Here is a 24,405-nt window from a genome sequence, read left to right as displayed (position 1 = left end):
GTAACGACCATCTCCTGCCCTGCTGGCGCACGTTCGCACATGCCGTTCCATGCCGTTGCCGGACTTCTTTCTCCGGTCCTGATCCATTCCGTTCACCGGTAGAGCTTCATCCCCTGTGGGCAAGGAGTGAAGCCGGCGGCGTGCAGGATACGGGTTGCGTCGCCGCGCCGGGTCAATGGCTCGCCGTTGAGGTCGGCGAAGGTGACGCCGCCCGGCAAGGCGCCGGGCAGACCTGTTTGCCGCTGCAGGGTATAGGCAAGTTCGGCGCAGGCGGGACGCAACACGTTCTCGTCTTGGTCGAAGGCGAGCAGATGGTGGGTGCGCGGCGCGGCGTACAGTACCGGCTTGCCGTGTTCGAGCACGATCATGGTGCCGGCTCTGCGTGTCGGCCGGCCCGTGTTGGCCGGCCATGCGATGACCGATCCGGTGAGGTTGGCGGGATCGGTGGCATCCAGTGCGACGTCGGATTGGCTGTGCCATTGGCCGTTGCTCTCGCGCAGCATGTTCACCGTATCGGAGGCGGCGAACTGGGCCGCGCCGAACCCGGTGACGAACATGCCGCGCGTGAGCAGACCGTGCTCTTCCATCCGTTTGAGCACAGGATACAGCGCGGAGAATCCGCCTTCGATGTCGTCCTGCTCGACCAGTGGCTGCGCGATGACGCCATAACGGTCGAGTAGTATCTCCACCTGTGCGATGGCACGGCGTTCGGGCGTGACCGTCTCGCCGCCCACCGATGCGTCCATATCCGCCGTCGATGGAGGCAACGGCTCACTGTCTTGTTCGGGAATGTCTTGCGCAATGGGCGCTGACCATAGTCCGCCAAGCGTCGCTGGCGTACGCGCCTGTACGCGGATGCGCCGCCGGGAGGCTCGCGCCGGGGTGCGTGCCGACTTGTTCCCCGCGTCCAGCGCCCGCACCGAGTTCAACGAGCTGTTGGTGATCTTGCCTTGCCAGACAAGCGACCAGAGGGCTCCCTCGAACTGGTGTTGCGACCATGCCTGCGGCACGATCTCGCCGGTGCTTGGATCGACGATGTCCGTGCCGGCCTCATGCCATCGTTCCCGTGCGAGTTGCGCCAACTGGTCGGCGCGGTAGGCTCCCCCGGACGACAGCGCGGCAAGGATTGCCTCGGGTATGGTCAGAGGGTTATCCTCTGACCATGTTCGCTGCCCATCGGCGTTTGCTCCGATGCGATCCTGCATGTCCCGGCCGTACAGGAGCGAATCGGCGGGATGGAACATGATCTGTCCCGGTTCGCTGGCCTTGGTGTCCGTGGCTTTGCAGCCTTCCCATACCACGTCCCCGTTGGCGATCAGCTCGTCCAGCATGGCCGGCGCATAGTCGCCCACCCGTGCGGGAAATACCGAGGCTTCCCACACCGTCAGCGGCAAGGCCACGCCCTCGAGCTGTTCGATGACGCGCATCAGCCCGTCCTGGCCCTGCCAATGCGCTCCGCCGACCGGGCCGACGCCTTGCCGGTCAAGCAGGAATGCCTGGAACACGGCTGGTTCGACCGGCCGTATCGCCTTGCGCGCCTTGGCCAGCGACTTGGCGCGAATACGACGGAAGACGTCCCGGTGCAGCCATTGCGTGCCCTCAAGGCCGCTCATGAACGTGCCGGTCAACAGTTCGCCCCGCTGTTTGAGCCGGTCCAGCGCGTGCACGGCGTCGTCGGCCGCAACATGCAGATCGACGATCATCCGGTCGGCGGTGAACGGCCCGTGGGTTTTGGCGTAGCGGGCGACCCGGCCATCGATGTCATGATCGTCCAATTCGTTCCAGAACGTACGATCGGCAAGCTGTTGTTCGACTTCCGCGATCACCTCCGGGTCGAGCACCGTGGACATGTCGGTGGTGCCGAGCAGTCGTTCCAGCACGTCCGGGTCCATCGACAGCATCTGCGTGCTGCGTTCGGCCTGAGGCACGTCGTACTGGTACATGACCGCGCCGACGAATCCGAACAGCAGGTTCTCCGCCAACGGCGACGGTACCTGCGTATCCGTGACGTGCAGGACGATGGTGCCGGCATCGAGTGAGGTCATGATCTCGCGCAGGGCCGGCAGATCGTAGACATCCTGCAGACATTCGCGCGCGGTTTCCAATAAGAGCGGGAAGTTCCGACGCAGTCTGGCGGCGTTGAGCAGCTGAGCGGCGCGAAGCCGCTGCTGCCAGAGGGGCACACGCTTGCCGGGTTCGGTGCGTGGCAGGAACAGGGATCGCGCCGCGCATTCGCGGAACCGCGCGGCGAACAGCACGCTCTCCCCCACCTGCGTTTCGATGATGCGTTGCAGTTCGTCGGGGTCGAACCTGACGAGCTCCTGAACGGGTATGGACCCTTCCCCGTCGGGCAGACGGATGATGATGCCGTCGTCGGCCGCGTACACCTGCCCGTCGAATCCGTACCGCTGCTTCAACCGGGTGGTGATGGCCATCGCCCACGGTTCGTGCACGCGTCGGCCGAACGGCGAGTGCACGATGATACGCCAGTCGCCTTCCTCGTCGGGGCACCGTTCGATGACGATATCGCGGTCGCCGGGCAGGATACCGGTTGCCGCCCGCTGCTCAGAGAGCAGCGTGGCGAGATTGTCGATGGCGTTGTCGTCAAGGCCGTCCTCACGCAGACGCCGTTCCGTGTCTTTGTCGAAACGTGGTTTGCTTCCCGCAGATATGTCCCCGCTCATATCGCCGGCGAGCGTCGCAGATCGCGTCGGGTCGGGCAGCCCTCGGGCGATGTCGCGGATGAACCGGCCCTTGGCTTTGCCGAACCCGTAGTCGCGGCCGTTGCCTTCCCCGTGCCAGAACGGCAGTCGTGCGGTGCGTCCCGGCGCGGGGATGACGACGACCCGGTCGCGTGTGATCTCCTGGATCTGCCATGTGGAGGTGCCGAGGGTGATCACGTCGCCGACACGTGATTCGTAGACCATCTCCTCGTCGAGTTCGCCGACGCGTCGTGGCCCTTTGCCGGCGTCCGCTTCGGGAAGGACGACCGTGTAGAGTCCGCGGTCGGGAATGGTACCACCGCTGGTGACGGCAAGCCGCTGCGCACCGGGCCGAGCGGAGATGATGTCGTCCTCCCGGTTCCACATGAGCGGTGGCCGGAACGCGGAGAAGTCCTCGCTGTTGTAGGCGCCGGCCATCATGCCCATGACCGCGTCGAACATGTCACGCCCAAGGTCGTTAAACGGGGCTGCCTTGCGTACCGTCGCATACCAATCGTCCGGTTTGAGGTCGCCCATCGCCGCGGCGGCGACGGTTTGCTGGGCGAGGATGTCGAGCGGGTTGCGCGGTATGGCCAGCGACTCGAGTGCTCCAGCCTTCATGCTTTCGAGACTGGCGGCGACGCCGATGATCTGTTCGCGGGTCAACGGATAGAACAGCGCGTGTGAGACACCTCCGACACGGTGGTCGGCGCGGCCCACACGCTGCAGACCGGATGCGACCGATAACGGCGGCGAGATTTGGATGACCAGATCTACCGATCCCATATCGATGCCGAGTTCGAGGCTGCTGGTGGCTACCACGCAGCGCAGTTGGCCTCGTTTGAGCTGTTCCTCGATCTGCTTGCGCCGGTCCTTGGAGACGGAACCGTGATGGGCCATCGCGATCACGTCGCCCGGTTCATGCGATTGCACGAGCATGGTGGTCGACCCGACCACCGCGTCGTAATGGCCGGCGAAGCCTCGTCCTTCCGGAGAAGTAATGGGATGGGCGGCGCCACGCCGCTCGGTGTAGAGGTCGTTGAGCCGCGCGGTGAGTTTTTCCGCCAATCCTCTCGAATTGACGAACACCAGCGTGGTGTGGTGTGCGAGGATCTCGTCGAGCACGCTGCGTTCCACGACCGGCCAGATGGAGCCGGAGGTCCGGTCGCCGTTCGCGCCGACAAGATCGACGGTGTCGCCGGAGTCTTCCCGTGCAGAGGACGACGGTGCACGCCTGCTATGCGCAGGTTCTGCATCGGCCGTCAACCCGCGTCGTTCGGCGAGTCGTCTCATGGCCGGCGTGACGCCGGAGATGGGCTGGGTACCGGCACGCTGGACATCCACGCCTCCGGCGCGCGACGACGCGTTGGCGGATTGCAGGTCACGCATGTTCGCCAATGGTTCGATCACGCGCAGGTCCATCGCCGGACTGGACTTGGGGTTGACGATGTCGACCGGCTGTACGCCGCCAAGGAACCGTGCCGCGGCTTCGGGCGGGTTGACGGTTGCGGACAGCCCGATGCGCTGCGCCGGCGCACCGGTGAGCAGATCGAGCCGTTCGAGACTGAGCGCGAGGTGCGCGCCGCGTTTGGTGCCGGCGAGCGCGTGCACCTCGTCCACGATCACCGTATCGACCGTGTTCAGGATACGACGCGCCTTGGAGGTGAGCAGCAGGTACAGGGATTCCGGCGTGGTGACGAGGATGTCCGGAGGATGGGCGACGATGGCCCGCCGCTCCTGCGGTGTGGTGTCGCCGCTGCGGGTCGCTACGGCGATGTTCGGCGCATGTAGCCCCATCGCTTCGCATTGGGCGGCGATGCCCTCAAGCGGCGTTTGCAGGTTCTTGGCTACGTCAACGGCGAGCGCTTTCAACGGCGAGACGTACAGTACCGTGACGCCTCGGCGATCGGCCCGCCGTTTGCGGCCGGCCGCCGATGGACCGGATGGAGACGGCTTGGCGGCAAGGACCGTCTCGGGCGCTGGACGTGCGGCCCGTTCCCCCATCAGCCGGTCGATGGCCGAAAGGAATGCGGACAGGGTCTTTCCCGAGCCGGTGGGCGCGATGACCAGCACGTTCCTGCCTGATTGGATGGCCGGCCATGCCGCTTGCTGGGCATCGGTCGGCCTGACGAACGCATGTTTGAACCATGCCTTGGTGGGCTCCGAGAACAGATTCAAACATTCGTACATGTGTTCGATTATGCCCGGAGCCGCGGACGATGCGACACGCGACGCCCTTGTCTACGACGCCCCGTCCGCATCATCATCGTCGACCCATTCGAGCACGTCGCCGGGCTGGCAATCAAGCACCTCGCAGATGCGGTCGAGCGTGGAGAAACGGATGGCCTTGGCGCGGCCGTTCTTGAGCACGGACACGTTGACCGGCGTGATGTCGATGCGCTCGGCGAACTCACTCACGCTCATCTTGCGTCTGGCAAGCATCACGTCGAGGTTTACGCGAATCGTCATCAGATCACCGCCTCAAGCTCGTCGCGCTGAGCGATGGCCGCCGCAAGCAGCGAACGCATGACGAGCATGAGCAGGATGAAGGCGACGATGAGCAGCAGCGCGACGACACAGGCGAGGCTCAATGCGAACGCGCCCATCGCCACGTCCGTCATCACACCCTGATACGCGTCGTAGTAGGCGTTATGGACGAACGAGTTGTACAGCAGCACGAACAGCACCAGCACGCCTTCCGCGCCGGCGCATCCGATGATGACGTTGTCCCACAGGATCGCCTTGCCGGAGAATACGTCTCGCCGCTTCACCAACGTCAGCAGGTTCCACAGCGGCACCAGCGCGACCTCGAAGCATGTGACGCCGAGCAGCCCGGCAACGGTGTATGGCCATCTCGCGGCCGCAAATTCCGGGAATGCCGTCACGAAATCGCCAGCCGCAACATACATGACGATTTGCCCCCATAGGCAGATCAGCTCGAACAATACGATCAGCACCTTGAGCGCGGCGATCGCCCGCGGATGGAATTCCCTCCATGTCCGCGCGTCGTCATCCGCCGACGGCACGGCGGATGCCACGCAACCTCGTAACCGACTGATGCCTCCCATATCAACACCGCCTTCCCATTCGACAATCACTATCGACAATCGATTATCACTAAACGTAACTCGATAGTAATCTATCGTTTTTCGATATGCAAATTTGGTGAAGAACCAGACTCTGACCACCCGACGCCCCACAGCGCGACCTTACGCTGGCAGCATGAGCACTTCGCGTCACGAATCAACCGAAATCCAATCCGAAGATATATCCGGCACCCAGTCCGAATCCGGCATCACGCCCGTCGAACAGGCCTACGAACCGAGCCAAACCGACACCGCCGCGGTCTCCCCCAACACGCAGCCCGCCGCAACTGCCGAACAGACACCCAAACCTCGCACCATCCAGCTGCTCGTCGCTTCGTTCATTATTCCGCTGCTGTTCGATCGCATGGTGTTGGCCGGACCGCCATCGACCTACGGACACATCCGCACCGCGAGTCTGTTATTCGCGGCATTCTGGCTATCCTGCGTCGCCATCGTCACCGCGCTGCACTGGCATGCCGCATGCCGGCGTCCGCTGACATGGTTCACCACCGCCGCCATCGCCGCGCTTGCCGTCTGGCTGGTCATGTCGGCGCACGGCATGTTCTCGGACAACCTCGAATACGGCCTCATCACCGGCATATGCGCCATTCCGTCGCTGCTGATGCTGCACGTACAGCTGGCCAACGGACGCTACGACGCCCGCCATCCGTTCGGCATTGCGCTGCGCTGGCTGACAGGCTGGCTGATCCAGCCGTTCACCGGGCTCGGACGGTTCGGACGGGCAATATCGTCGGCGGTCCACGCCGCCATCAGCGGCAGGCAACGTCCGACGATGCGTCGCATCGGCGTCGCACTGCTGATCTCCGTGCCGGTGCTGACCGTGCTGGTCGCGCTGCTGGCGAGCGCCGACATGGTGGTGTCGTATGGCATCTCGCGTCTGTTCGGCGACCTTGATCTCACGTCGTTGCTTATGCATGCGCTCGCGGTGCTGCTGCCGATGCCGTTCCTGTTTTCGCTGCTGGACAATCAGGAGCGTTCCGATGGCGAGATGGCGGCGCTGTACGGCAAGTCCGTGTCACTGTCGTTGGACACGCTGGTGACTGCCATCGTGCTGGGTCTGGTACTGGCGGTGTATGCGTTGTTCTGCGTGGTGCAGTTCACGTTCCTGTTTGCCGGCGAGGGGCTTCCAGGCGGTCTGACGTATGCCGAATACGCGCGCGGCGGGTTCTTCCAACTGTTGTTCGTCGCGGCGGTGAATCTGGCGATGTTCGGCCTTGTACTGACATATGCGAAGCGCACTCGCATGATCGAGGCGATGCTGGTCGGCCTGGTTGCGGCGACCGGCGTGATGTTGGCGTCGGCTGCGACGAGGCTGGGATTGTATGTGGGCGCGTACGGCCTGACGTGGCTGCGGTTCGCATCGCTGACGTTCATCGGACTGCTCGCCGTGATGCTGGCGCTGTGCCTGGCGCGGATGCGGTTCGCACGGCTGCCGCTGACCACGACGTGCTTCGTGCTGTTCGTGGTCTGGTATGTCGTGCTGGGGTATTGCGATCCAGTGGCGCTGATCGAGCGATACAACATGGCGCACGGGTTCCCGCCGTTCATGTAGTCGATAGGCCGACGAATCGTTTCGTCCTGTCGTCGCACTGCCGGTGGAGCACCATCGCAGAGCGCGGCCGGCGAGCGCCTCAGCCACGCTTCCTACGCAACGTTTCGTGCATGGCGACCATGAGCGCAAGGAAGGCGAACAGGTAAAGCGGGAACAGGCGGATGGTCACGTATTGGGCGATGAGGCCGAACAGCGGCGGCATGAGCATGGTGCCGACATAGGCGCAGGCCATCTGCACGCCGACGATGGCCTGCGAGTTCTCCTCGCCGAAATAGGCGGGCGTCGAATGGATGATGCACGGGTAGACGGGGGCGCAGCCGAGGCCGAGCACGGCGAGTCCGGCGTAGACGCCGAGATGGTTCGGCAGCGGCAGCAGCATGACGATGAGCCCCGCGAGGATGAGCGCCTGGCCGAGGCGGATCATGGCGGGGTCGGACAGGCGCATGGTGAGGAATCCGCTCAGGGCACGGCCGATGGTGATGCCGAAGTAGAGGACGGCGATGCGGCTGGCGGCGGTCACCTTGTCGACGCCGTCGGCGAGCACCATGTAGCTGCTGCCCCACAGCATGGCGGTCTGTTCGATGGCGCAGTAGCACAGGAACATCACGAGGATCTCCTTGGCGCCGCGGATGGCGAGCACGCCCCTGACGCCCAACGGCTTGCGCGGTTCCGCAGCGGGCGCGGCCCCGCCCGTATCGCCCGCCTCGCCGCCGGACGTCTTGCGCGACCTCCACAGCGGCAGGCTGAACACCAGCATGACGGTGAGCATGATCTGCAGCATGCCGATGTACCGGTAGCCCCACGGCCATCCCTGGCCGTTGGACAGCGCATGGCCCATGACGTACGGCCCGACGAGCGTGCCGACGCCCCACATGCAGTGCAGCCAGCTCATGTGCTTGCTTTCGTAGTGGATGGCGACGTAGTTGTTGAGCGCCGCGTCCACGCCGCCGGCGCCAAGCCCGTACGGGATGGCCATGCCGATGAGCGCCCAGTAGTTCGGCGCGATGGAGAAGCCGAGCAGCGCGGCGGCGGTCATGCCGACCGATACGGCGGTGACGCGGCCCGCGCCGAACCGCAGCGTCATGCGGTCGCTCAGGAGCGCGGAGACGATCGTGCCGGCGGAGATCGTCATCGAGATGCCGCCCGCCCACGAGACGGGCGCCCCCAGATCCTGGCTCATGGTCGGCCATGCGGAGCCGAGCAGCGCGTCGGGCAGACCGAGGCTGATGAAGGCGATGTAGATCACGGCGAGCAGCAGATTGACCACGACGGTTCCTTTCGCGATATCCGGTCGAAGATCATGTCGTCATTCGACGAACCCAATATGTACGTTCGTACACACCATACCGGAACAGTTTGATAATTACCAGTCGGTAAGCAGCGACACGCCGGGCGTCGCCGAACTTTCCCGAGCGACGGTCGCGTCAACGACCCTTCGCGCACGGCGAACTATGGCATGTCGCGCGCAAACCCGTCATGATGGTGACGGAACATAAGGCCACAAGCCGAATAAAGGAGCAACATGATGACCACAAGCGATACGATGCGGCAGACCAGGACCGAGCACGACTGCATCGGCACGATGGAGGTGCCGGCGGACGTCTACTGGGGCATCCACACGCAACGCGCGATCGGCAACTTCACCGTCTCCGGCATCCCCGATTCCGCCCATCCGCAGCTCGTGAAGGCGTACGCCACCGTCAAGCGCGCCTGCGCCGAAGCCAACGAGGAACTCGGTCTGATCGACCACGCCAAGGCGCGGGCTATCATCGCCGCGTGTCTCGAGATCGAGGGCGGCAAACTCGCCGACCAGTTCCCCGTGGACGTGCTGCAGGGCGGCGCGGGCACCTCGACCAACATGAACATGAACGAGGTGATCGCCAACCGCGCGCTCGAGATCGCCGGCCACGCCCGCGGCGACTACTCCTACATCCATCCCAACGACGACGTGAACCACTGCCAGTCCACGAACGACACGTATCCGGCCGCATGCAAGATCGCATTGATCGACGCGCTCGGCCCGCTGGCCGAGGAGACGAAGAAACTCGCCCGAGCGTTCCACGATCTGGCCGACCGGCACATCAACGACGTGACGATCGGCCGCACGCAGCTGCAGGACGCCGTGCCGATGACCTACGGCCAGGAGTTCCACGCGTTCGCGAGCTTCATGAAGGCCGACACGCACGAGCTCGAACGCGTCGTGCCGCAGCTCATGTCGCTCAATCTCGGCGCGACGGCCATCGGCACCGGCATCTGCGCCGATCTGCGATTCCGCAAGGCCGCCACCGAGCATCTGGCCCGCATCACCGGCTTGCCGATCACGGCCGCGCCCGATCCGATCGCCGCGATGACCGACATGAGCGCGTACATCGCCGTGTCGCAGACCGTGAAGAACCTTGCGATCCATCTGAAGAAGGCGGCGGACGACCTGCGTCTGCTCAACTCGGGCCCGCATGACGGATTCAATGATCTCAACGTGCCGGCGCGGCAGGCCGGCAGCAGCATCATGCCCGGCAAGGTGAACCCGGTGATCCCCGAATGCGTGGACCAGTGCTGCTTCATGGTGTTCGGCATGGACACGACCGTGACGTGGGCCGCATCGGAAGGCCAGCTGCAGTTGAACGCCTTCGACCCGGTGATGATCCACGCGCTGCTCGGCGGCATCGACCTCATGACCCGTGCGATGGCGATGTTCCGCGAACGCTGCGTGGACGGCATCACCATCAACGCCACCGTGGGACGCCGCTACGCCGAGTATTCGCCGTCGATCGCGGCCACGCTCAACGATGCGATCGGCTACGAGCATGCGGCCGACATCGCCAAGGAGGCGGCGGTCAGCGGACGGTCCGTGCGCGAGGTCGCCGGCGAGCGCACCGACCTGCCGGCCGAACAGCTCGACGCACTGCTTGATCCGATCGCCTTGTCTCGCCGGCTCGGGCAGACCTGCCGCGAACATCAGTGACGACGACAATGGGGTCGGCTCTCCGGCATTGCGTCCGGAAAGCCGACCCCATCATCTATCCGTCATTTCGACCGAGCGAAGCGAGTGGAGCAATCTCCTCTCCCCCGGCCACATGCATCGTATAAGTTTTCTCGACTCGGCTTCGCCTCGCTCGAAATGACACTCGACGATCAGGCCGATCAGGTGTCGATCTTGGAGCGGTCGAAGTCGTCGGCGTTGTCGACGATGAACGCCTTGCGCGGCGGTACGTCGTCGCCCATGAGCAGACTGAAGATGCCCGCTGCCTGGGCGGCGTCCTCCATGCGGATGCGCCGCAGCATACGCGTGCGCGGGTCCATCGTCGTGTCCGCCAACTGGTCGGCGTCCATCTCGCCCAGACCCTTGTAGCGCTGGATGTCCGGGTTATACGAGATCTTGCGCCTGTCGAGGTCGGCGAGCTTGCCGGCGAGTTCGTCGTCGGAATACGTGTAGATGTACTCGCCCTTGTGCGAGCCGGCCAACGCGATGCGATGCAACGGCGGGACGGCCGCATACACGTGCCCCGCTTCGATGAGCGGGCGCATGTACCGGTAGAACAGGGTGAGCAGCAGGATACGGATGTGCGCGCCGTCGACGTCGGCATCGGTCATCATGATGATCTTGTTGTACCGCGCCTGTTCGATGTCGAAGCTCTGGCCGGAGCCGGCGCCGACGACCTGGATGATCGCCGCGCATTCCTTGTTGGACAGCATTTGCGCGAGCGACGCCTTCTGCACGTTGAGGATCTTACCTCGAATCGGCAGCAGCGCCTGGAACGCGGAGTTGCGCGCGGCCTTGGCCGTGCCGAGCGCGGAGTCGCCCTCGACGATGAACAGTTCGGCCACGTCGTCGTTGCCCGGCTGGCAGTCGGACAGCTTCGGCGGCATGGAGGCGGATTCGAGCGCGTTCTTGCGGCGCGTGACCTCTTTGGTCTTGCGCGCCTGGATGCGCGCGTGCATCTCGCCGACGATCTTGTCGAGCACGCGGCCGGACTGTTCCTTGTAGCCGCGCTTCGAGCCGGTGATCATCTCGCCGAACTGCCGGTCAGTCATTCTCGTGACGATCGGCTTGACCTGCGCGGTGCCGAGCACGTCCTTGGTCTGGCCCTGGAACTGCGGTTCGGCGATGCGCACGGTGACGACGGCCACGAGTCCGGCCATGATGTCGTCGCGTTCGACCTTCTGCGCGGGGTCCTTGAGGTTGACTTTGAGCTTGCGGGCGTTGTCTTCGACGGTTTTGCGGATCTGCTTGGTCAGGCTCAGGAGGAACCCGTCGACGTGCATGCCGCCGCCGGGAGTCTCGACGACGTTGACGAAGCTGCGGATCACCGTATCGTACCCGTTGACCCAGCGCAGGGCGATGTCGACGCCGCAGTCGCGCTTGACCTTCTGCGCATGCAGTTCGCCGTTCTCGCCGACGGCCTGCGTCTCCTCGACGTACGTGTCCTGGCCGCTGATGCGCCAGATGTCGGACACCGGCTCGCCGTTCGACAGGAAATCCACGAAGTCCTTGACGCCGCCGGTGTGGCAGAATTCCTCGACACGCCGGTGCGTGTGGCTGGCCGCGTCGGCCTTGGCGACGGCGACTGCGGCGGATTCGCCGGCAATGGCCGCAGTCTCATCGGCATCGTCAAGGTCCGGTTCGCCGCCATCATTCTGTGTCGATTCGACCGTCGCTTCCGTCACAGCGGCGTCCTGCGCGTCGTCGATCTCACGCAGTTCGTCGACGGTTTCGTCGCCGGTCGCCGGAATATGTTCGTCGATGACGGTGATCCTCAGCCCGGGCACGAGGAAGCTGGTCTGACGGACGCGGTCGATGAGCTGCTCGTAGCTGAACTGCGCGGTGTCGTTGAAGATCTCGGGGTCGGCCCAGTACCGGATGCGCGTGCCGGTGGTCTTGGGGCTGACCTTGCCGATGATCTCGAGTTCGGTCGGCTTGTTCTTGCGGGTACGTTTGAACGGCGAGTCCGGAGACGGATGCGTCGGATCGGCGTCCGCATACACGCCGGGATGTCCCTGATGGAACGCCATGTGGTGCGTTTTGCCGTCGCGGTCGACCTCCACGTCAAGACGCGAGCTCAAGGCGTTGACGACCGACGAGCCGACGCCATGCAGACCGCCGGCGGCGTTGTAGGAGGCGTTGCCGAACTTCGCGCCGGCATGCAGTTTGGTGAGCACGACCTCGACGCCGGTGAGCTTGGTCTTCGGTTCAACGTCGACGGGGATGCCGCGACCGTTGTCGGCCACTTCGACGGAGCCGTCGGTATGCAGGGTGACGGTGATGTGGTCGCACGCGCCGGCCAAGGCCTCGTCCACGGAGTTGTCGATGATCTCCCACAGGCAGTGCATCAGGCCCTGGCTGTCGGTCGTGCCGATGTACATGCCTGGACGCTTGCGTACCGCGTCAAGGCCTTCGAGCACGGTAAGACTGTCGGCACCGTAGGATTCGGGCATGGTTCTCCTTATTCAGTCAACACGTGGGAAAAAATCGTGCTCCCCGGTCATGGGGAGCACGAAGGCGGATCATTGATCCAGGAAGTCGCGCAGGGTCTGCGAACGCGAGGGGTGGCGCAGCTTCGACATGGTCTTGGACTCGATCTGGCGGATGCGCTCACGGGTCACGCCATACACGCGGCCGATGTCGTCGAGCGTCTTCGGCTGGCCGTCCTCGAGGCCGTAGCGCATCTTGATGACGCCGGCCTCGCGCGGGGACAGCGTCTCGAGCACCTGCTTGAACTGCTCCTGCAGCAGCGAGAACGCGACCGCGTCGGACGGCGCGATGGCGTCGGTGTCCTCGATGAGGTCGCCGAACTCGGAATCGCCGTCCTCGCCGAGCGGGGTGTGCAGCGAGATCGGCTCGCGGCCGTACTTCTGCACTTCCTGCACCTTCTCGACCGGCATGTCGAGCTCGCGCGCCAGCTCGTCGGGCGTGGGCTCGCGGCCGAGATCCTGCAGCATCTGACGCTGCACGCGGCTCAGCTTGTTGATCACTTCGACCATGTGCACGGGCACGCGGATGGTGCGCGCCTGATCGGCCATGGCGCGGGTGATGGCCTGGCGAATCCACCACGTGGCGTACGTGGAGAACTTGAAGCCCTTCTTCCAGTCGAACTTCTCGACGGCGCGGATCAGACCGAGGTTGCCTTCCTGAATGAGGTCGAGGAAGAGCATGCCGCGGCCGGTGTAGCGCTTGGCGAGCGAGACGACGAGTCGCAGGTTGGCCTCGAGCAGGTGGTCCTTGGCCTTCTTGCCGTCGTTCGCGGCCCACTTGAGCTCGCGCTTGCGCTTGAAGTCCATCTTGTCGGACTCGGTGTCGAGCAGGTGTTGCGCGTACAGGCCAGCCTCGATGCGCTCCGACAGGTCGACTTCCTGTTCGGCGTTCAGCAGGCTCACGCGGCCGATCTGCTTGAGGTAGTCCTTGACCGGATCGGCGGTGGCGCCAGCGGCGATGACGCGACGCTTCGGATTGCCCGACGGGGTCAGGTTGTCGTCGTCCTCGTCGTCGATCTCCTCGTCGTCCTCGGACTCGTCATCGTCGTCGCCGTCCAGATCGTCGTCATCGTCGGCAACGTCGTCCAGATCGTCGTCCAGATCGTCCAGATCGGCGTCGACGTCCTGATCCTCGTCGTCCTCGATCTCGTCTTCGTCGGTGACGTCGGCTTCCTTTACGGGAGCCTCCTTCTGGGCGGTCTTGCGCTTCGTTCCGGCAGAGGTTTTCGTCGAAGACTTCTTCTTCGCCTTGGCTGCGGTCTTGCGTGTGGGCGTCGCCTTTTCGGTTTCCTCGGCGCCGTCCTGGGTTGCCGTCGCATCCTTCTTGGCCAAGCTTATCCTCCTATTGATCCTGCCGCCGCACGCTTATACCACATAAGGCGCACTTCTGGCAAGGGCAAATCGTCAACTATTGGAGTTAACCACCTTGCAAGGACGATTATTCCCGTTCCACCACGCGCGAACGAAAAACGCGACGTGCCGCATCGTCAGGAGCCGCTCCAGGCCGGGCGGATGTCGCGTTCGGCCAGCGACACCACGATGCCGGCGAGCGTGCAGTTCTCGTCCAATGCGAGACATTCCAGCGCGCGGATTGCGGCACGATCGTCGTTCATCCACCACAGCACATAGGCGAGCGCGGCCAATGGCTGTACCTTCCACCGTTCCGGCACCGCACCGCTCATCCGCTCCAGCATTGCCGTTCCCCTCAGGCAGCGTTCGGTGTCGGGCCTGGCACGCGCGTCATGGAAGGCGCTCGTCATCATGTCCGACATGCCGCATCGTACGCGGTCGGAATGCGGCTGCGAGGCGATTTCGATCATCATCCGTTCGTCGCAGGGGCTTCCGACGACCAGTGACACGATCGCGGCGTCCCGGATCGGCAGCGACTCGGCCATACCCACGGCGAATACGGCCATGTTGCCGTCGCTGAGCAGGCTTGCGGGGTCATGTGGCCGCCGTACCGATTCCAGAGTCCGCATCCATTGCGAGAACGGGTCGCGCACCCATGCGCGGTTCCCGTCGGACGGCCCGATGGATCGCCGCATGTCGCGGAATCGTCGTGTCAGCAGTTCCAGTTCGGCGTCGATGAACGATTCCTCGGCCAAATCATGATGGATATCCGACGATGGGAACATGTCGTCGTCGATGACGCGCGGCGGAAGCGGCGACGCCGATCGCACCGGCGGCGGGTCGCCCTGGCGGCGGCGCTGTCGCGTGTTGCGCCTCGACGCTCGATTGGTCGGTGGTGTCGTGGTCATGATCGTCCTCCTTGACTATGTGGGTTGCCCGGCGAACCGGTCACGCGCATCCGCGCGCGTTGCATACCACTATGCACGATTCGCGTCGTTTGGGTGGTGTTTTTCGGCCTATGTGGTCGAAAGGTTGAAATCGTTGGAATTCCGCCACTCTTGTATTCGACAACCTATGTGGATAACCTTAGAGGCATGAATCTTGACTTGGATAAGGCCGCCATCGAGGCGCGAATCGCCCATCTGGTACACGCCACCGTCGGCCCTAGGGGCGAGCAGGGCACCCTCGTCGCGTCGTGCCGCACCGTGCTGGACGAGGTCACCCGGCAGGCGTTGACCTCCAGCGAAGGCGGCAAACGGCTGCGTGCGCTGCTGCTGCTCGACGCGTTCGACGCGACCGCGGCAGACGCGACGGCAGCCGGCCGCGACGAGCGCACGGCGGACGTACGCGATCATGCGCTCGATCTGGCCTGTGCGATCGAAGTGTTCCAGACCGCGGCGCTGGTGCACGACGACATCATCGACGATTCCGATCTGCGGCGAGGCAAACCGTCCGCGCATCGAGCGTTGGCGACGGCGACGCGTTCCGATGCGATCGGCAACGGTCTGGGCATCATGCTGGGCGATCTGCTGGCCACCGCCAGCGTGGACATCGCCAACGCCGCGGCCCGCAACCTGCCGTCGTCGGATGCGGTCGTGGCCGCGTTCCTGAACATGCACCGCGAGGTGGAGATCGGTCAGGTGCTCGATTTGGCCGTCGAGCTGACGCCGTTGGACGATCCGCGCACGTTGGCGGAGGCGTCGTTGAACGTGTTCCGCTGGAAGACCGCGAGCTATACGACGATCGCCCCGATAGAGCTGGCGCTGCTTGCCTCCGGATGTTCCCCCGCCGACGCGCGGGGCAAGGCGTTGGAGGTCGGCAAGCCGCTGGGACTCGCGTTCCAGCTTGCGGATGATCTGCTGGACGTGATCGGTTCGAGCAAGAACACCGGCAAACCGGTCGGCGGCGATATCCGCGAAGGCAAGCGCACCGTGCTGCTGGCGGATGCGCTCGACGCCGCCGCCCCGGCCGACCGAGCTGAGCTGGTGCGCCTGTTCGAGGCCGCGCACCGCGATGACGATCAGGTTCGCCATGTCATCGAGCTGTTCGGCTCGACCGGCGCGGTGGATCGTTCCAAGGAGCGCATCGGCGACCTATGGCGGCAGTCGCGGGCGGCGATCGAACGGCTTGGACTGTCGGATGACGGGACCGCGATGCTGACCGAGGCGTGCGCACGTTTTGTACCTCTTGCGTAAGAACGGCCGTTTCACGCGCCTTCCCGGCATGCCACCGGGTAGACTGGCATGAGATTTCCATGATGATATGAGGGGTCAGACGTACAAGATGAGCGAAGCCGTGCACACTCCCGAAGATCCGCTGATCGGGAGGATGATCGAGGATCGTTACCATGTCGTCCGCAGGATAGCCGAGGGCGGCATGGCCACGGTGTATGAGGCGTTGGATACGCGGCTTGACCGCACGGTCGCCATCAAGGTCATGCACATGCAGCTGGCGCAGGGGCCGCACCGGGACCAGTTCGTGGAACGCTTCCGCCGCGAGGCGAAGTCGGCGGCCTCGATCGCGAACCCGCATATCGTGCAGGTGTACGACACCGGCGAGGTGGACGGCCTCGATTTTCTGGTCATGGAGTTCGTGCATGGCGTGAACCTGCGCCGCGAGATGAACGAGCAGGGCACGTTCACGGTGCGCGAGACGCTGCGCATCGTGGCCGAAACGCTTGATGGCCTCGCCTCGGCCCATCGTGCGGGCGTGGTGCATCGCGACATCAAGCCGGAGAACATCCTGCTCAACGATCGCGGCCATGTGCAGATCACCGATTTCGGCCTGGCGAAGGCCGCATCGCAGGCCACGCTCTCCTCGACCGGCATGCTGTTGGGCACCGCGGCGTATCTTGCGCCGGAGATGATCGAGAACAATCAGGCGACACCGCAGGGCGATCTGTATTCGGTGGGCATCATGGCGTGGGAGATGCTCGCCGGAGAAGTGCCGTTCATCTCCGATAATCCGGTCACGCTCGTGTTCAAGCACGTGCATGAGGACGTGCCGTCGATTTCGACCGTCTGTCCCGGCATCAATCCGCTGGTCGCCGCGTTCATCGCGCATCTGACCGCGCGCGCGGTCGACGCGCGCCCTGCGGATGCCGGTGCAGCGGCTCAGGAGCTGCGTCAGCTGACCGGGCAATTGGACATCGCATCCTGGACCTACCGCAAGGGTTCGTCCGCGCCGACGACGGGCAGTGCCGCCCCGGCTGCGTTCCCGGTCCCGGCGCCTCCCGCCACGCAGGTGATTCCTCCCGCTCCCCCGTCCCCGCAGTCCGCCACACGTGTCATGCCGGCCACCGGGGACGGCAACGGCGGCACTGCGACCGAGACGCTGCCTACCGGAGCGGATCGGAACGAACCCACGCAGACGCTTCCGTCCACGCCGATCCTGTCCGTGGCCGATCTACCGGATGAGGACGACGCAGTCGGCCATGGCCGTCACAGCGATGGCCATGTGATCGGTACAGCCACACGTTCGAGGATGCCGATCATCATCGGTTCGCTTGCCATACTGTTGATCGCGGCCGTCGCAGGCGGCGTGTCATGGTGGTATTTCCTCGGTCCCGGCAGCTACTGGACCGTGCCGAAGCCGGACGACGTGACCTGCACCGGCAACCAGTCGTGCAGCATCGCCGGCGCGAATTGGAACGCGTACAAGAGCACGCTGGGCGTATCCGACATCCCGTTCACCGTGACCGAACGCAACGACGACAACGTTCCGGCCGGCGCGATCATCTCCGCTGATCCGCAAACCGTCGGCTCGCATATCAGCAAGCGCGGTGGATCGTCCATGAGCGTGGTCGTTTCGAAGGGCGTGAAAACCGCAACGGTCCCGAACGACATTCTCGACTCGTCGTCGGATAACGGCAAGAACGTGCTGGACGCGTTGAAGTCGGCGGGTTTCGACAATGTCGGTCATGACGAATCGCAGGACCAGTATTCCGAAACGCTGCCAGAAGGCGCGGCGATCAGTATCACCGACGCGGATGGCAATGCGATCGAACCGGGCACGACGTTGCCGCACAATGCGACCATTACCGTCACGCTGTCCAAGGGACTGATGCCGGTGACCATGCCGGATATCACCGGCATGACGCAGTCCGAAATGGAATCGGCGTTGGCGCAGTTGAAGCTGACCGCGAACGTCACCGAGGAATACGACGACAAGGTCGCCAAGGGAACGGTGGTGTCGGCGTCCGAGGATACCGGTGCACAGCTGCACTGGGGCGATTCGGTCGACGTGGTGATCTCGAAGGGACCCGAAATGGCGAAGATTCCGTCCGGACTGGTCGGCAAGCAGGAAAGCGACGTGACCAAGACGCTGAAGGCGCTCGGCTTCGACGTGAAGACCGAGAAGGTGCTGGGAGGCCTGTTCGGCACGGTTCGCTCCGTGAAGAACGGGGACACCGATCTTGCGGACGGCGGTGAGGTCCGGCTGCGTGACGAGAACGGCAAGGCGACGGTGATCACGCTGACGATCGTGTGACCGCTGATTATGGAGGTATGTTTTGGGGGTGCAATCCAAACGGATTGCACCCCCAAAACATACCGGCGACTTTCCGCTACCGGCTGGTCGCCTAAGCGGCTTCGAGTTCTTTCTTCAGCCGCGCCTTGACCGCCTGAGCGTACTCGTCGACGTATTCCTGACCGCTCATGGCCTGAATCTCGCGGGTGACGCGGTCGGTCAGCTCACGCAGCTCGTCGTGCGTCACGTCCAGCTTCTTTTCGACCGGAATCGGCTTGCCGTAGATCACCTTCGTCTTGCCCTTGGCGGGAATCACCGTGCCCGGAGCCTGCAGTTCCCGAGAACCGATGATCGCGGTCGGCACGATCGGGCATCCGGTCTCGAACGCGAGACGCGCCGCACCGGTGTGGCCCTTGTACAGTTTGCCGTCGGGGCTGCGCGTGCCCTCGATATGGATGCCGAACAGGTGACCGTCCTCGATGATCTCACGCGCGTGCTCCAACGCGCCGAGCGATTTGGAACCGCCGGAACGGTCCACGGGGAACACGCCGACCGACGTGAACCACCACTTCTTGAACTTGCCCTTGATGCCCTTGCCCTCGAAGTATTCGGCCTTGCCCATGAAGTGCACCATGCGCGGGCAGGTGATCGGGATGAGCGCATCATCGATCACGGCCAGATGATTCGCGGCGATGATCGCGCCTCCCTCGCGCGGGATGTTGTTCAGCCCGGACACGGACGGTCCGAGACGGTGACGGGCGATGGGTCCGAACACTTTGACGAAGAACCAGTAGAGCATGGCGACGCTCCTTTCAGCCACTTGGCTTTGCCGCTGATTACAGTGGTGGATATGACTGACCTCAACAATAGCAATGGCGGTGAACGCCCGGGCCAATCGCCGAACGGCAATGGCGACAAGGACGATCTTGACAGCGCGTGGGCCGCGTTCGCAGAGGCGCATGCCGACGATCTGAAGGATGTGGAGCGCTCGCGCAGCGCCAAGCGGTTCGAGAAGCATGCACAGCGCAAGGAAAAGGAGGCATTGCTGTCCGTCAAGGACTTGGACAACGGCGTGTTCGTCGATGATCTGACGCCGCTGGGCCGACGGATGCGCGGGCCGCGAGACAACACGAATTCAAGTTGGCTGGACACGGATGACGTCATGAACCGTTACGGCGACGATTTCGTGCCGCCGAATCCGACAATCGGCCCGGTGAAGGCTTCCAAACTGGTGTTCTGGGTGATGCTGGTCGCCGGTATCGCCGGTGTCATCGCCTCGGTGTTCGTACCGGCGTTGGCGGCGATGCTGGGCACGATCTTCGGTGTGTGCGCATTGGTCGGTGCGGTGGGACTGATCATCCAACACAAGGGCCACACCGAAACGCGTAACGGTTACACCGACGACGGCGCCCGCGTGTAACCGCTGCGGCACGCGCGCAACAAACGCATTGGGGGTTGGTTCCCGCACGAATTGAATTGCCGGAACCAACCCCCAAACTATCTATACAGGTATCGTTGTCAGGCCTTGGCCTGTGCGGTTTCGATCCACTTGGCGAACAGCGCTTCCGCCTTGCCGGAATCGACGGCGTCCTGCGCGGCCGCATAGGCCTGCTGGAACCGCTCCCCCAGCGTGCCGTCGCCGACCAGATGTCCATCGGCCACGATCGCGGAGGCGGCGTTGAGCAGCGCGGTGGTACGCGCCGGGATATCCTTGCCGGCGAGGAAGTCGCGGAACGCGGTGGCGTTGACCTCAGGCTCGCCGCCCTTGAGATCGGCGACACTGACCGGGGCAAGCCCAAGTTCGACGGTCGGATCGAATTCAGTTTCCGTCACTTTGCCGTCGCGGATCTCCCACACGGACACCGGGCCGGTCGGGGCCAGCTCGTCAAGGCCTTCATGCGAGGTGTACACCATGCCGGACTGGCCGTTGGCGGCGTAGACGGCGGCCATGATCGGGCTCATCGCACGGTTGGCGCAGCCGATGGCGACGTGCGCCGGCTTGGCCGGGTTGGTCAGCGGGCCGAGCACGTTGAACACGCACGGGATGCCGAGCGCGGCGCGGATCGGGCCGACGAAGCGCATGGCCGGGTGGAAGGTGCGGGCGAACGCGAACGTGATGCCGACCTCGTCGCCAACCTCGCCCACCGCTTCCGGGGCGAGCGTCAACGGCAGCCCAAGCGCCTCGAGCACGTCGGCCGCACCGCACTTGGACGATGCGGCACGGTTGCCGTGCTTGACGATCTTCACGCCGGCTGCCGCGGCGGCGACCGATCCCATCGTGGACAGGTTCACGGTGGCGAATCCGTCACCGCCGGTGCCGACGATATCGGTCGTCTCGCCGCTGACGTGCAGCGGTACGGCGTGCGAGACCATCGCCTTGGCCGCACCGGACACCTCGTCGGAGGTCAGGCCCAGTTGCTGCTGCATGGCCAGCGCCGCGCCGACCGCGGCCGGATTCGCGTTGCCCTGCATCAGGTCGTCCACGAACCACTCCGATTCCTCCGCGCTCAAGTGGTTGCCCCCGACCAACTTGGTGAGAATCGACTTCCATGTGATCTCGGCCATGATGCCCTCCTTGGCGCTAACGGCGCCGTTATGTATGTATTCGCCGTTCATTGTAACGAGCTGACGTTTCGGCCAAGCCGATCTTCCATATAGCAAAACGAGAAAGCTCCCTTGCGGGAGCTTTCTCGTCATCGGATCAGAAGACCGTTTGCCCGGTCATCCGTCACTGCTCGTTCTGGCCGTGGCACATCTTGTACTTACGGCCCGAACCGCACGGGCACTGCGCGTTCTTCGGCGTGCCCGGGAAGGTGCGGCCGTCGGCCCACGGCGTCTTGAGCTCTTCGCTCTTCGGACGCTTGTTGGCCGGGACCTTGCCTTCGGCATGGCTGATCGGAGCCGGGCCGACGACGACCGGCGCGGACGCCTCGCCCGCTTCGGACGACTTCGCGGCTTCGGCGATCGCCGCGGCCTGTTCCTCGTCCACCTCGTCGTTCTCGTCCTCGGACGGTTCGGACGTGACCTCGGACTCGCCCTCGGTGGTTTCGGCGGACTGCTCGTCCTTGTCCAGCGTGTTCTCGACGGCTTCGACCGCGGCATCCTCATCGGACTCGGTGGTCGTGTCCTCGGTGCGGGCGACCTGCTCGACATCCACGTGGAAGAGCAGCTGGACGCTTTCCTCCTTGATCGCCTCGATCATGGAGTTGTACATCTGGTAGCCTTCACGCTGGTATTCGACCAGCGGGTCGCGCTGGCCCATGCCGCGCAGGCCGATGCCGTCCTTGAGGTAGTCCATCTCGTACAGGTGCTCGCGCCACTTGCGGTCGAGCACGGCGAGCACGACGCGGCGTTCGAGCTGACGCAGACCGTCGGAGCCGATCTTCTCCTCCAGCTTGGCGTATTCGGCCTTGATGGTTTCGACGATCGCGTCGCGCACGGCCTCGACGGCCTTCTCGCCCTTCGCCTTGCCGGCCGCATCCTTGGCGGCGTCGACATCGAAGGCGATCGGGAACACGGTCTTGAGCGCCTTGAACAGGCCGTCCCAATCCCAATCCTTCGGCTTCTCGGAACCGTTGTTGGCGCCCTTGATGTAGCTTTCGACGGTGTCCGCGAAGAAGCGCTCGATATCCTCGTGGATATCCTCGCCCTTGAGCACGGCCTGGCGCTCGGAGTAGATGACAGTGCGCTGCTTGTTCATCACGTCGTCGTACTTGAGCACGTTCTTACGGATCTCGAAGTTGCGCGACTCGACGGCCTTCTGCGCGGTGCGCACGCCCTTGGACACGCTCTTCGACTCGATCGGCTCGCCCTCAGGCATGCCCTTGGCCATGACGCGGGCGACGAGCTGCGTGTTGAACAGACGCATCAGATCGTCTTCCAGCGACAGGTAGAAGCGGGACTCACCCGGGTCGCCCTGACGGCCGGAACGACCGCGCAGCTGGTTGTCGATACGGCGGGACTCGTGGCGTTCGGTGCCGAGCACGTACAGGCCGCCAAGTTCGACGACCTCGTCATGCTCGTCCTTGACCTGGGCCTTGACCTCCTCCAGCACGCCCGGCCAACGCTTCTCGTACTCGTCCGGCGTGTCGTCCGGCGAATAGCCTTCGGACTTGAGCTTCTGGTCGGCGAGGAACTCGACGTTGCCGCCGAGCATGATGTCGGTACCACGGCCGGCCATGTTGGTGGCCACGGTGACGGCGCCCTTGCGGCCGGCGACGGCCACGACGGCGGCTTCCTTCTCGTGCTGCTTCGCGTTGAGGACCTGGTGCGGGATCTTGGCGATGTCCAGCAGCGAGGAGACGACTTCGGAGGATTCGACGGACGCGGTGCCGAGCAGGACCGGCTGACCCGCGTGGTGGCGCTTGGCGACGTCCTTGACGATGGCCGCCAGCTTCTCCTTCTTCGTGCGGAAGATGAGATCGTCCTGATCCTTGCGGATCATCGGCTTGTTGGTCGGGATCGGCAGCACGCCCAGCTTGTAGGTGCCCATGAACTCGGCCGCCTCGGTCTCGGCGGTACCGGTCATGCCGGCGAGCTTGTCGTACATGCGGAAGTAGTTCTGCAAGGTGATGGTCGCGAAGGTCTGGTTCTCGGGCTTGACCTCGACGCCTTCCTTCGCCTCGATGGCCTGGTGCAGGCCCTCGTTGTAGCGACGGCCCGGCAGGATACGGCCGGTGTGCTCGTCGACGATGAGCACCTCGCCGTGCGTGACAACGTAATCGCGGTCCTTGAGGAACAGTTCCTTGGCCTTGATGGCGTTGTTGAGGTAGCCGATCAGGGCGGTGTTGTTCGGCTCGTACAGGTTGTCGATGCCGAGGAAGTCCTCGACCTTGGTGATGCCCGGATCGAGGATGCCGACGACCTTCTTCTTCTCGTCGACCTCGTAGTCCTCGTCGCGGGTCAGCTTCGGCACGAGGCGGGCGAACTGCATGTACCAGCGGGTCACGTCGCCTTCGGCCGGGCCGGAGATGATCAACGGGGTACGGGCCTCGTCGATGAGGATGGAGTCGACCTCGTCGACGATGGCGAAGTGGTGGCCGCGCTGCACGAGGTCGGACTTCTCCCACGCCATGTTGTCGCGCAGGTAATCGAAGCCGAATTCGTTGTTGGTGCCGTACGTGATGTCGGCGTTGTACTGCTTGCGGCGCTCCGGCGGCTTCTGATCGGTGATGATGCAGCCGACCGACATGCCGAGGAAGCGGTAGATGCGGCCCATCAGCTCGCTCTGGTAGCTGGCGAGGTAGTCGTTGACGGTGACGACGTGGACGCCCTTGCCTTCGAGCGCGTTCAGGTAGCTCGGCAGGGTGGCGACCAGGGTCTTGCCTTCACCGGTCTTCATTTCGGCGATGTTGCCCCAGTGCAGGGCGGCGCCGCCCATCAGCTGCACGTCGAAGTGACGCTGTCCGAGGATGCGCTTGGACGCCTCGCGCACGGTGGCGAACGCCTCCGGCATCAGGCTGTCCAGCTTTTCGCCGTTGTCAAGACGCTGCTTGAACTTGGCGGTCTGGCCCTTGAGCTCCTCATCGCTGAGGGAGGAGATCTCATCCTCCAAAGCGTTCACGGCCTTGGCCACATTCTCAAGCTTCTTGATCTGGCGGCCTTCGCCCATACGCAGGGCCTTGTCGACAATATCTACCACGTTTCGCTCCCTATAGAGTCGGTTACCGTAAACGAGCATAGCCCAACTTGGCCGGTTGGGCATAAACTTCGTCCATACTACGCGAACGCGACGATTTTTACCGGTATTTCCGGCATT

At 64.2% G+C, this 24,405-nt stretch carries 14 protein-coding genes and 2 pseudogenes; 5 read left to right on the top strand and 11 right to left on the bottom strand.

Annotation, left to right across the window (positions count from 1 at the left end; translation table 11 throughout):
* Positions 1-92: 92 nt before the first annotated feature.
* From AC1A0G_RS08370 to AC1A0G_RS08360, 3 genes are read right to left on the bottom strand one after another with little or no spacing between them, the layout of a single operon-like run.
* Positions 93-4,892 carry an Lhr family helicase gene (locus tag AC1A0G_RS08370; protein WP_476528859.1) on the bottom strand — a complete coding sequence of 1,600 codons (4,800 nt, stop codon included), beginning with the start codon at positions 4,890-4,892 and terminating at the stop codon, positions 93-95.
* A 51-nt stretch (positions 4,893-4,943) separates the two neighbouring features.
* Positions 4,944-5,171 (bottom strand): helix-turn-helix domain-containing protein, encoded by a 228-nt coding sequence (locus tag AC1A0G_RS08365; protein WP_476528857.1) that lies wholly within the window; start codon positions 5,169-5,171, stop codon positions 4,944-4,946.
* Positions 5,171-5,770 carry a DUF2975 domain-containing protein gene (locus tag AC1A0G_RS08360; RefSeq protein WP_476528855.1) on the bottom strand — a complete coding sequence of 200 codons (600 nt, stop codon included), beginning with the start codon at positions 5,768-5,770 and terminating at the stop codon, positions 5,171-5,173. Before AC1A0G_RS08360 ends, AC1A0G_RS08365 begins: the two co-directional genes overlap by 1 nt.
* A 154-nt stretch (positions 5,771-5,924) precedes the next feature.
* Here AC1A0G_RS08360 and AC1A0G_RS08355 point away from each other — a divergent pair, with 154 nt between their 5' ends.
* Positions 5,925-7,361, top strand: coding sequence for a DUF4153 domain-containing protein (locus AC1A0G_RS08355; protein ID WP_476528853.1), 1,437 nt, complete (start codon positions 5,925-5,927; stop codon positions 7,359-7,361).
* A gap of 79 nt (positions 7,362-7,440) precedes the next feature.
* Here the strand turns inward: AC1A0G_RS08355 and AC1A0G_RS08350 are convergent, their stop codons facing one another.
* Positions 7,441-8,628: an MFS transporter gene (locus AC1A0G_RS08350; protein WP_476528851.1), complete on the bottom strand. Its 1,188-nt coding sequence runs from the start codon at positions 8,626-8,628 to the stop codon at positions 7,441-7,443.
* Between the two features lie 258 nt (positions 8,629-8,886).
* Here AC1A0G_RS08350 and AC1A0G_RS08345 point away from each other — a divergent pair, with 258 nt between their 5' ends.
* Positions 8,887-10,323 (top strand): aspartate ammonia-lyase, encoded by a 1,437-nt coding sequence (locus AC1A0G_RS08345; protein ID WP_476528909.1) that lies wholly within the window; start codon positions 8,887-8,889, stop codon positions 10,321-10,323.
* 179 nt (positions 10,324-10,502) lie between these two features.
* On the opposite strand, the gene AC1A0G_RS08340 is transcribed toward AC1A0G_RS08345, so the two are convergent.
* The 3 genes from AC1A0G_RS08340 to AC1A0G_RS08330 form a co-directional block, all read right to left on the bottom strand.
* Positions 10,503-12,794, bottom strand: a complete 2,292-nt coding sequence (locus tag AC1A0G_RS08340) for a DNA gyrase/topoisomerase IV subunit B (RefSeq protein WP_476528850.1) — start codon at positions 12,792-12,794, stop codon at positions 10,503-10,505.
* A 69-nt stretch (positions 12,795-12,863) separates the two neighbouring features.
* The gene (locus AC1A0G_RS08335) at positions 12,864-14,162 is read right to left on the bottom strand and encodes an RNA polymerase sigma factor (protein WP_476528848.1); all 1,299 of its coding nucleotides are present in this window, start codon (positions 14,160-14,162) and stop codon (positions 12,864-12,866) included.
* Between the two features lie 155 nt (positions 14,163-14,317).
* A complete protein-coding gene (locus AC1A0G_RS08330) occupies positions 14,318-15,088 on the bottom strand; it encodes a hypothetical protein (RefSeq protein WP_476528846.1) in 771 nt (256 codons plus the stop codon).
* 186 nt (positions 15,089-15,274) lie between these two features.
* Between AC1A0G_RS08330 and AC1A0G_RS08325 the strand changes: the two genes are divergently transcribed.
* The gene (locus tag AC1A0G_RS08325; protein ID WP_476528844.1) at positions 15,275-16,375 is read left to right on the top strand and encodes a polyprenyl synthetase family protein; all 1,101 of its coding nucleotides are present in this window, start codon (positions 15,275-15,277) and stop codon (positions 16,373-16,375) included.
* An 88-nt stretch (positions 16,376-16,463) separates the two neighbouring features.
* Positions 16,464-18,668 carry a protein kinase domain-containing protein gene (locus tag AC1A0G_RS08320; RefSeq protein ID WP_476528908.1) on the top strand — a complete coding sequence of 735 codons (2,205 nt, stop codon included), beginning with the start codon at positions 16,464-16,466 and terminating at the stop codon, positions 18,666-18,668.
* 91 nt (positions 18,669-18,759) lie between these two features.
* On the opposite strand, the gene AC1A0G_RS08315 is transcribed toward AC1A0G_RS08320, so the two are convergent.
* Positions 18,760-19,446, bottom strand: a complete 687-nt coding sequence (locus AC1A0G_RS08315) for a lysophospholipid acyltransferase family protein (protein ID WP_476528842.1) — start codon at positions 19,444-19,446, stop codon at positions 18,760-18,762.
* A gap of 51 nt (positions 19,447-19,497) precedes the next feature.
* Between AC1A0G_RS08315 and AC1A0G_RS08310 the strand changes: the two genes are divergently transcribed.
* Positions 19,498-20,067, top strand: a complete 570-nt coding sequence (locus AC1A0G_RS08310) for a hypothetical protein (RefSeq protein WP_476528841.1) — start codon at positions 19,498-19,500, stop codon at positions 20,065-20,067.
* 98 nt (positions 20,068-20,165) lie between these two features.
* Here AC1A0G_RS08310 and trpD read toward each other — a convergent pair whose 3' ends face one another.
* The 3 genes and pseudogenes from trpD to secA form a co-directional block, all read right to left on the bottom strand.
* Positions 20,166-21,212 (bottom strand): anthranilate phosphoribosyltransferase, encoded by a 1,047-nt coding sequence (trpD, locus tag AC1A0G_RS08305; RefSeq protein ID WP_476528839.1) that lies wholly within the window; start codon positions 21,210-21,212, stop codon positions 20,166-20,168.
* A gap of 163 nt (positions 21,213-21,375) precedes the next feature.
* Positions 21,376-21,618 (bottom strand): annotated as a pseudogene (locus tag AC1A0G_RS08300) (SEC-C metal-binding domain-containing protein); the annotation flags it as partial.
* A 101-nt stretch (positions 21,619-21,719) separates the two neighbouring features.
* A pseudogene (secA, locus tag AC1A0G_RS08295) lies at positions 21,720-24,288 on the bottom strand (preprotein translocase subunit SecA); the annotation flags it as partial.
* Positions 24,289-24,405 lie beyond the last annotated feature (117 nt).

It is taken from the genome of Bifidobacterium sp. LH_230, assembly GCF_056357555.1.
Note: the sequence above shows the minus strand (reverse complement) of the source record. Positions and strands in the feature narration are given on the sequence as shown.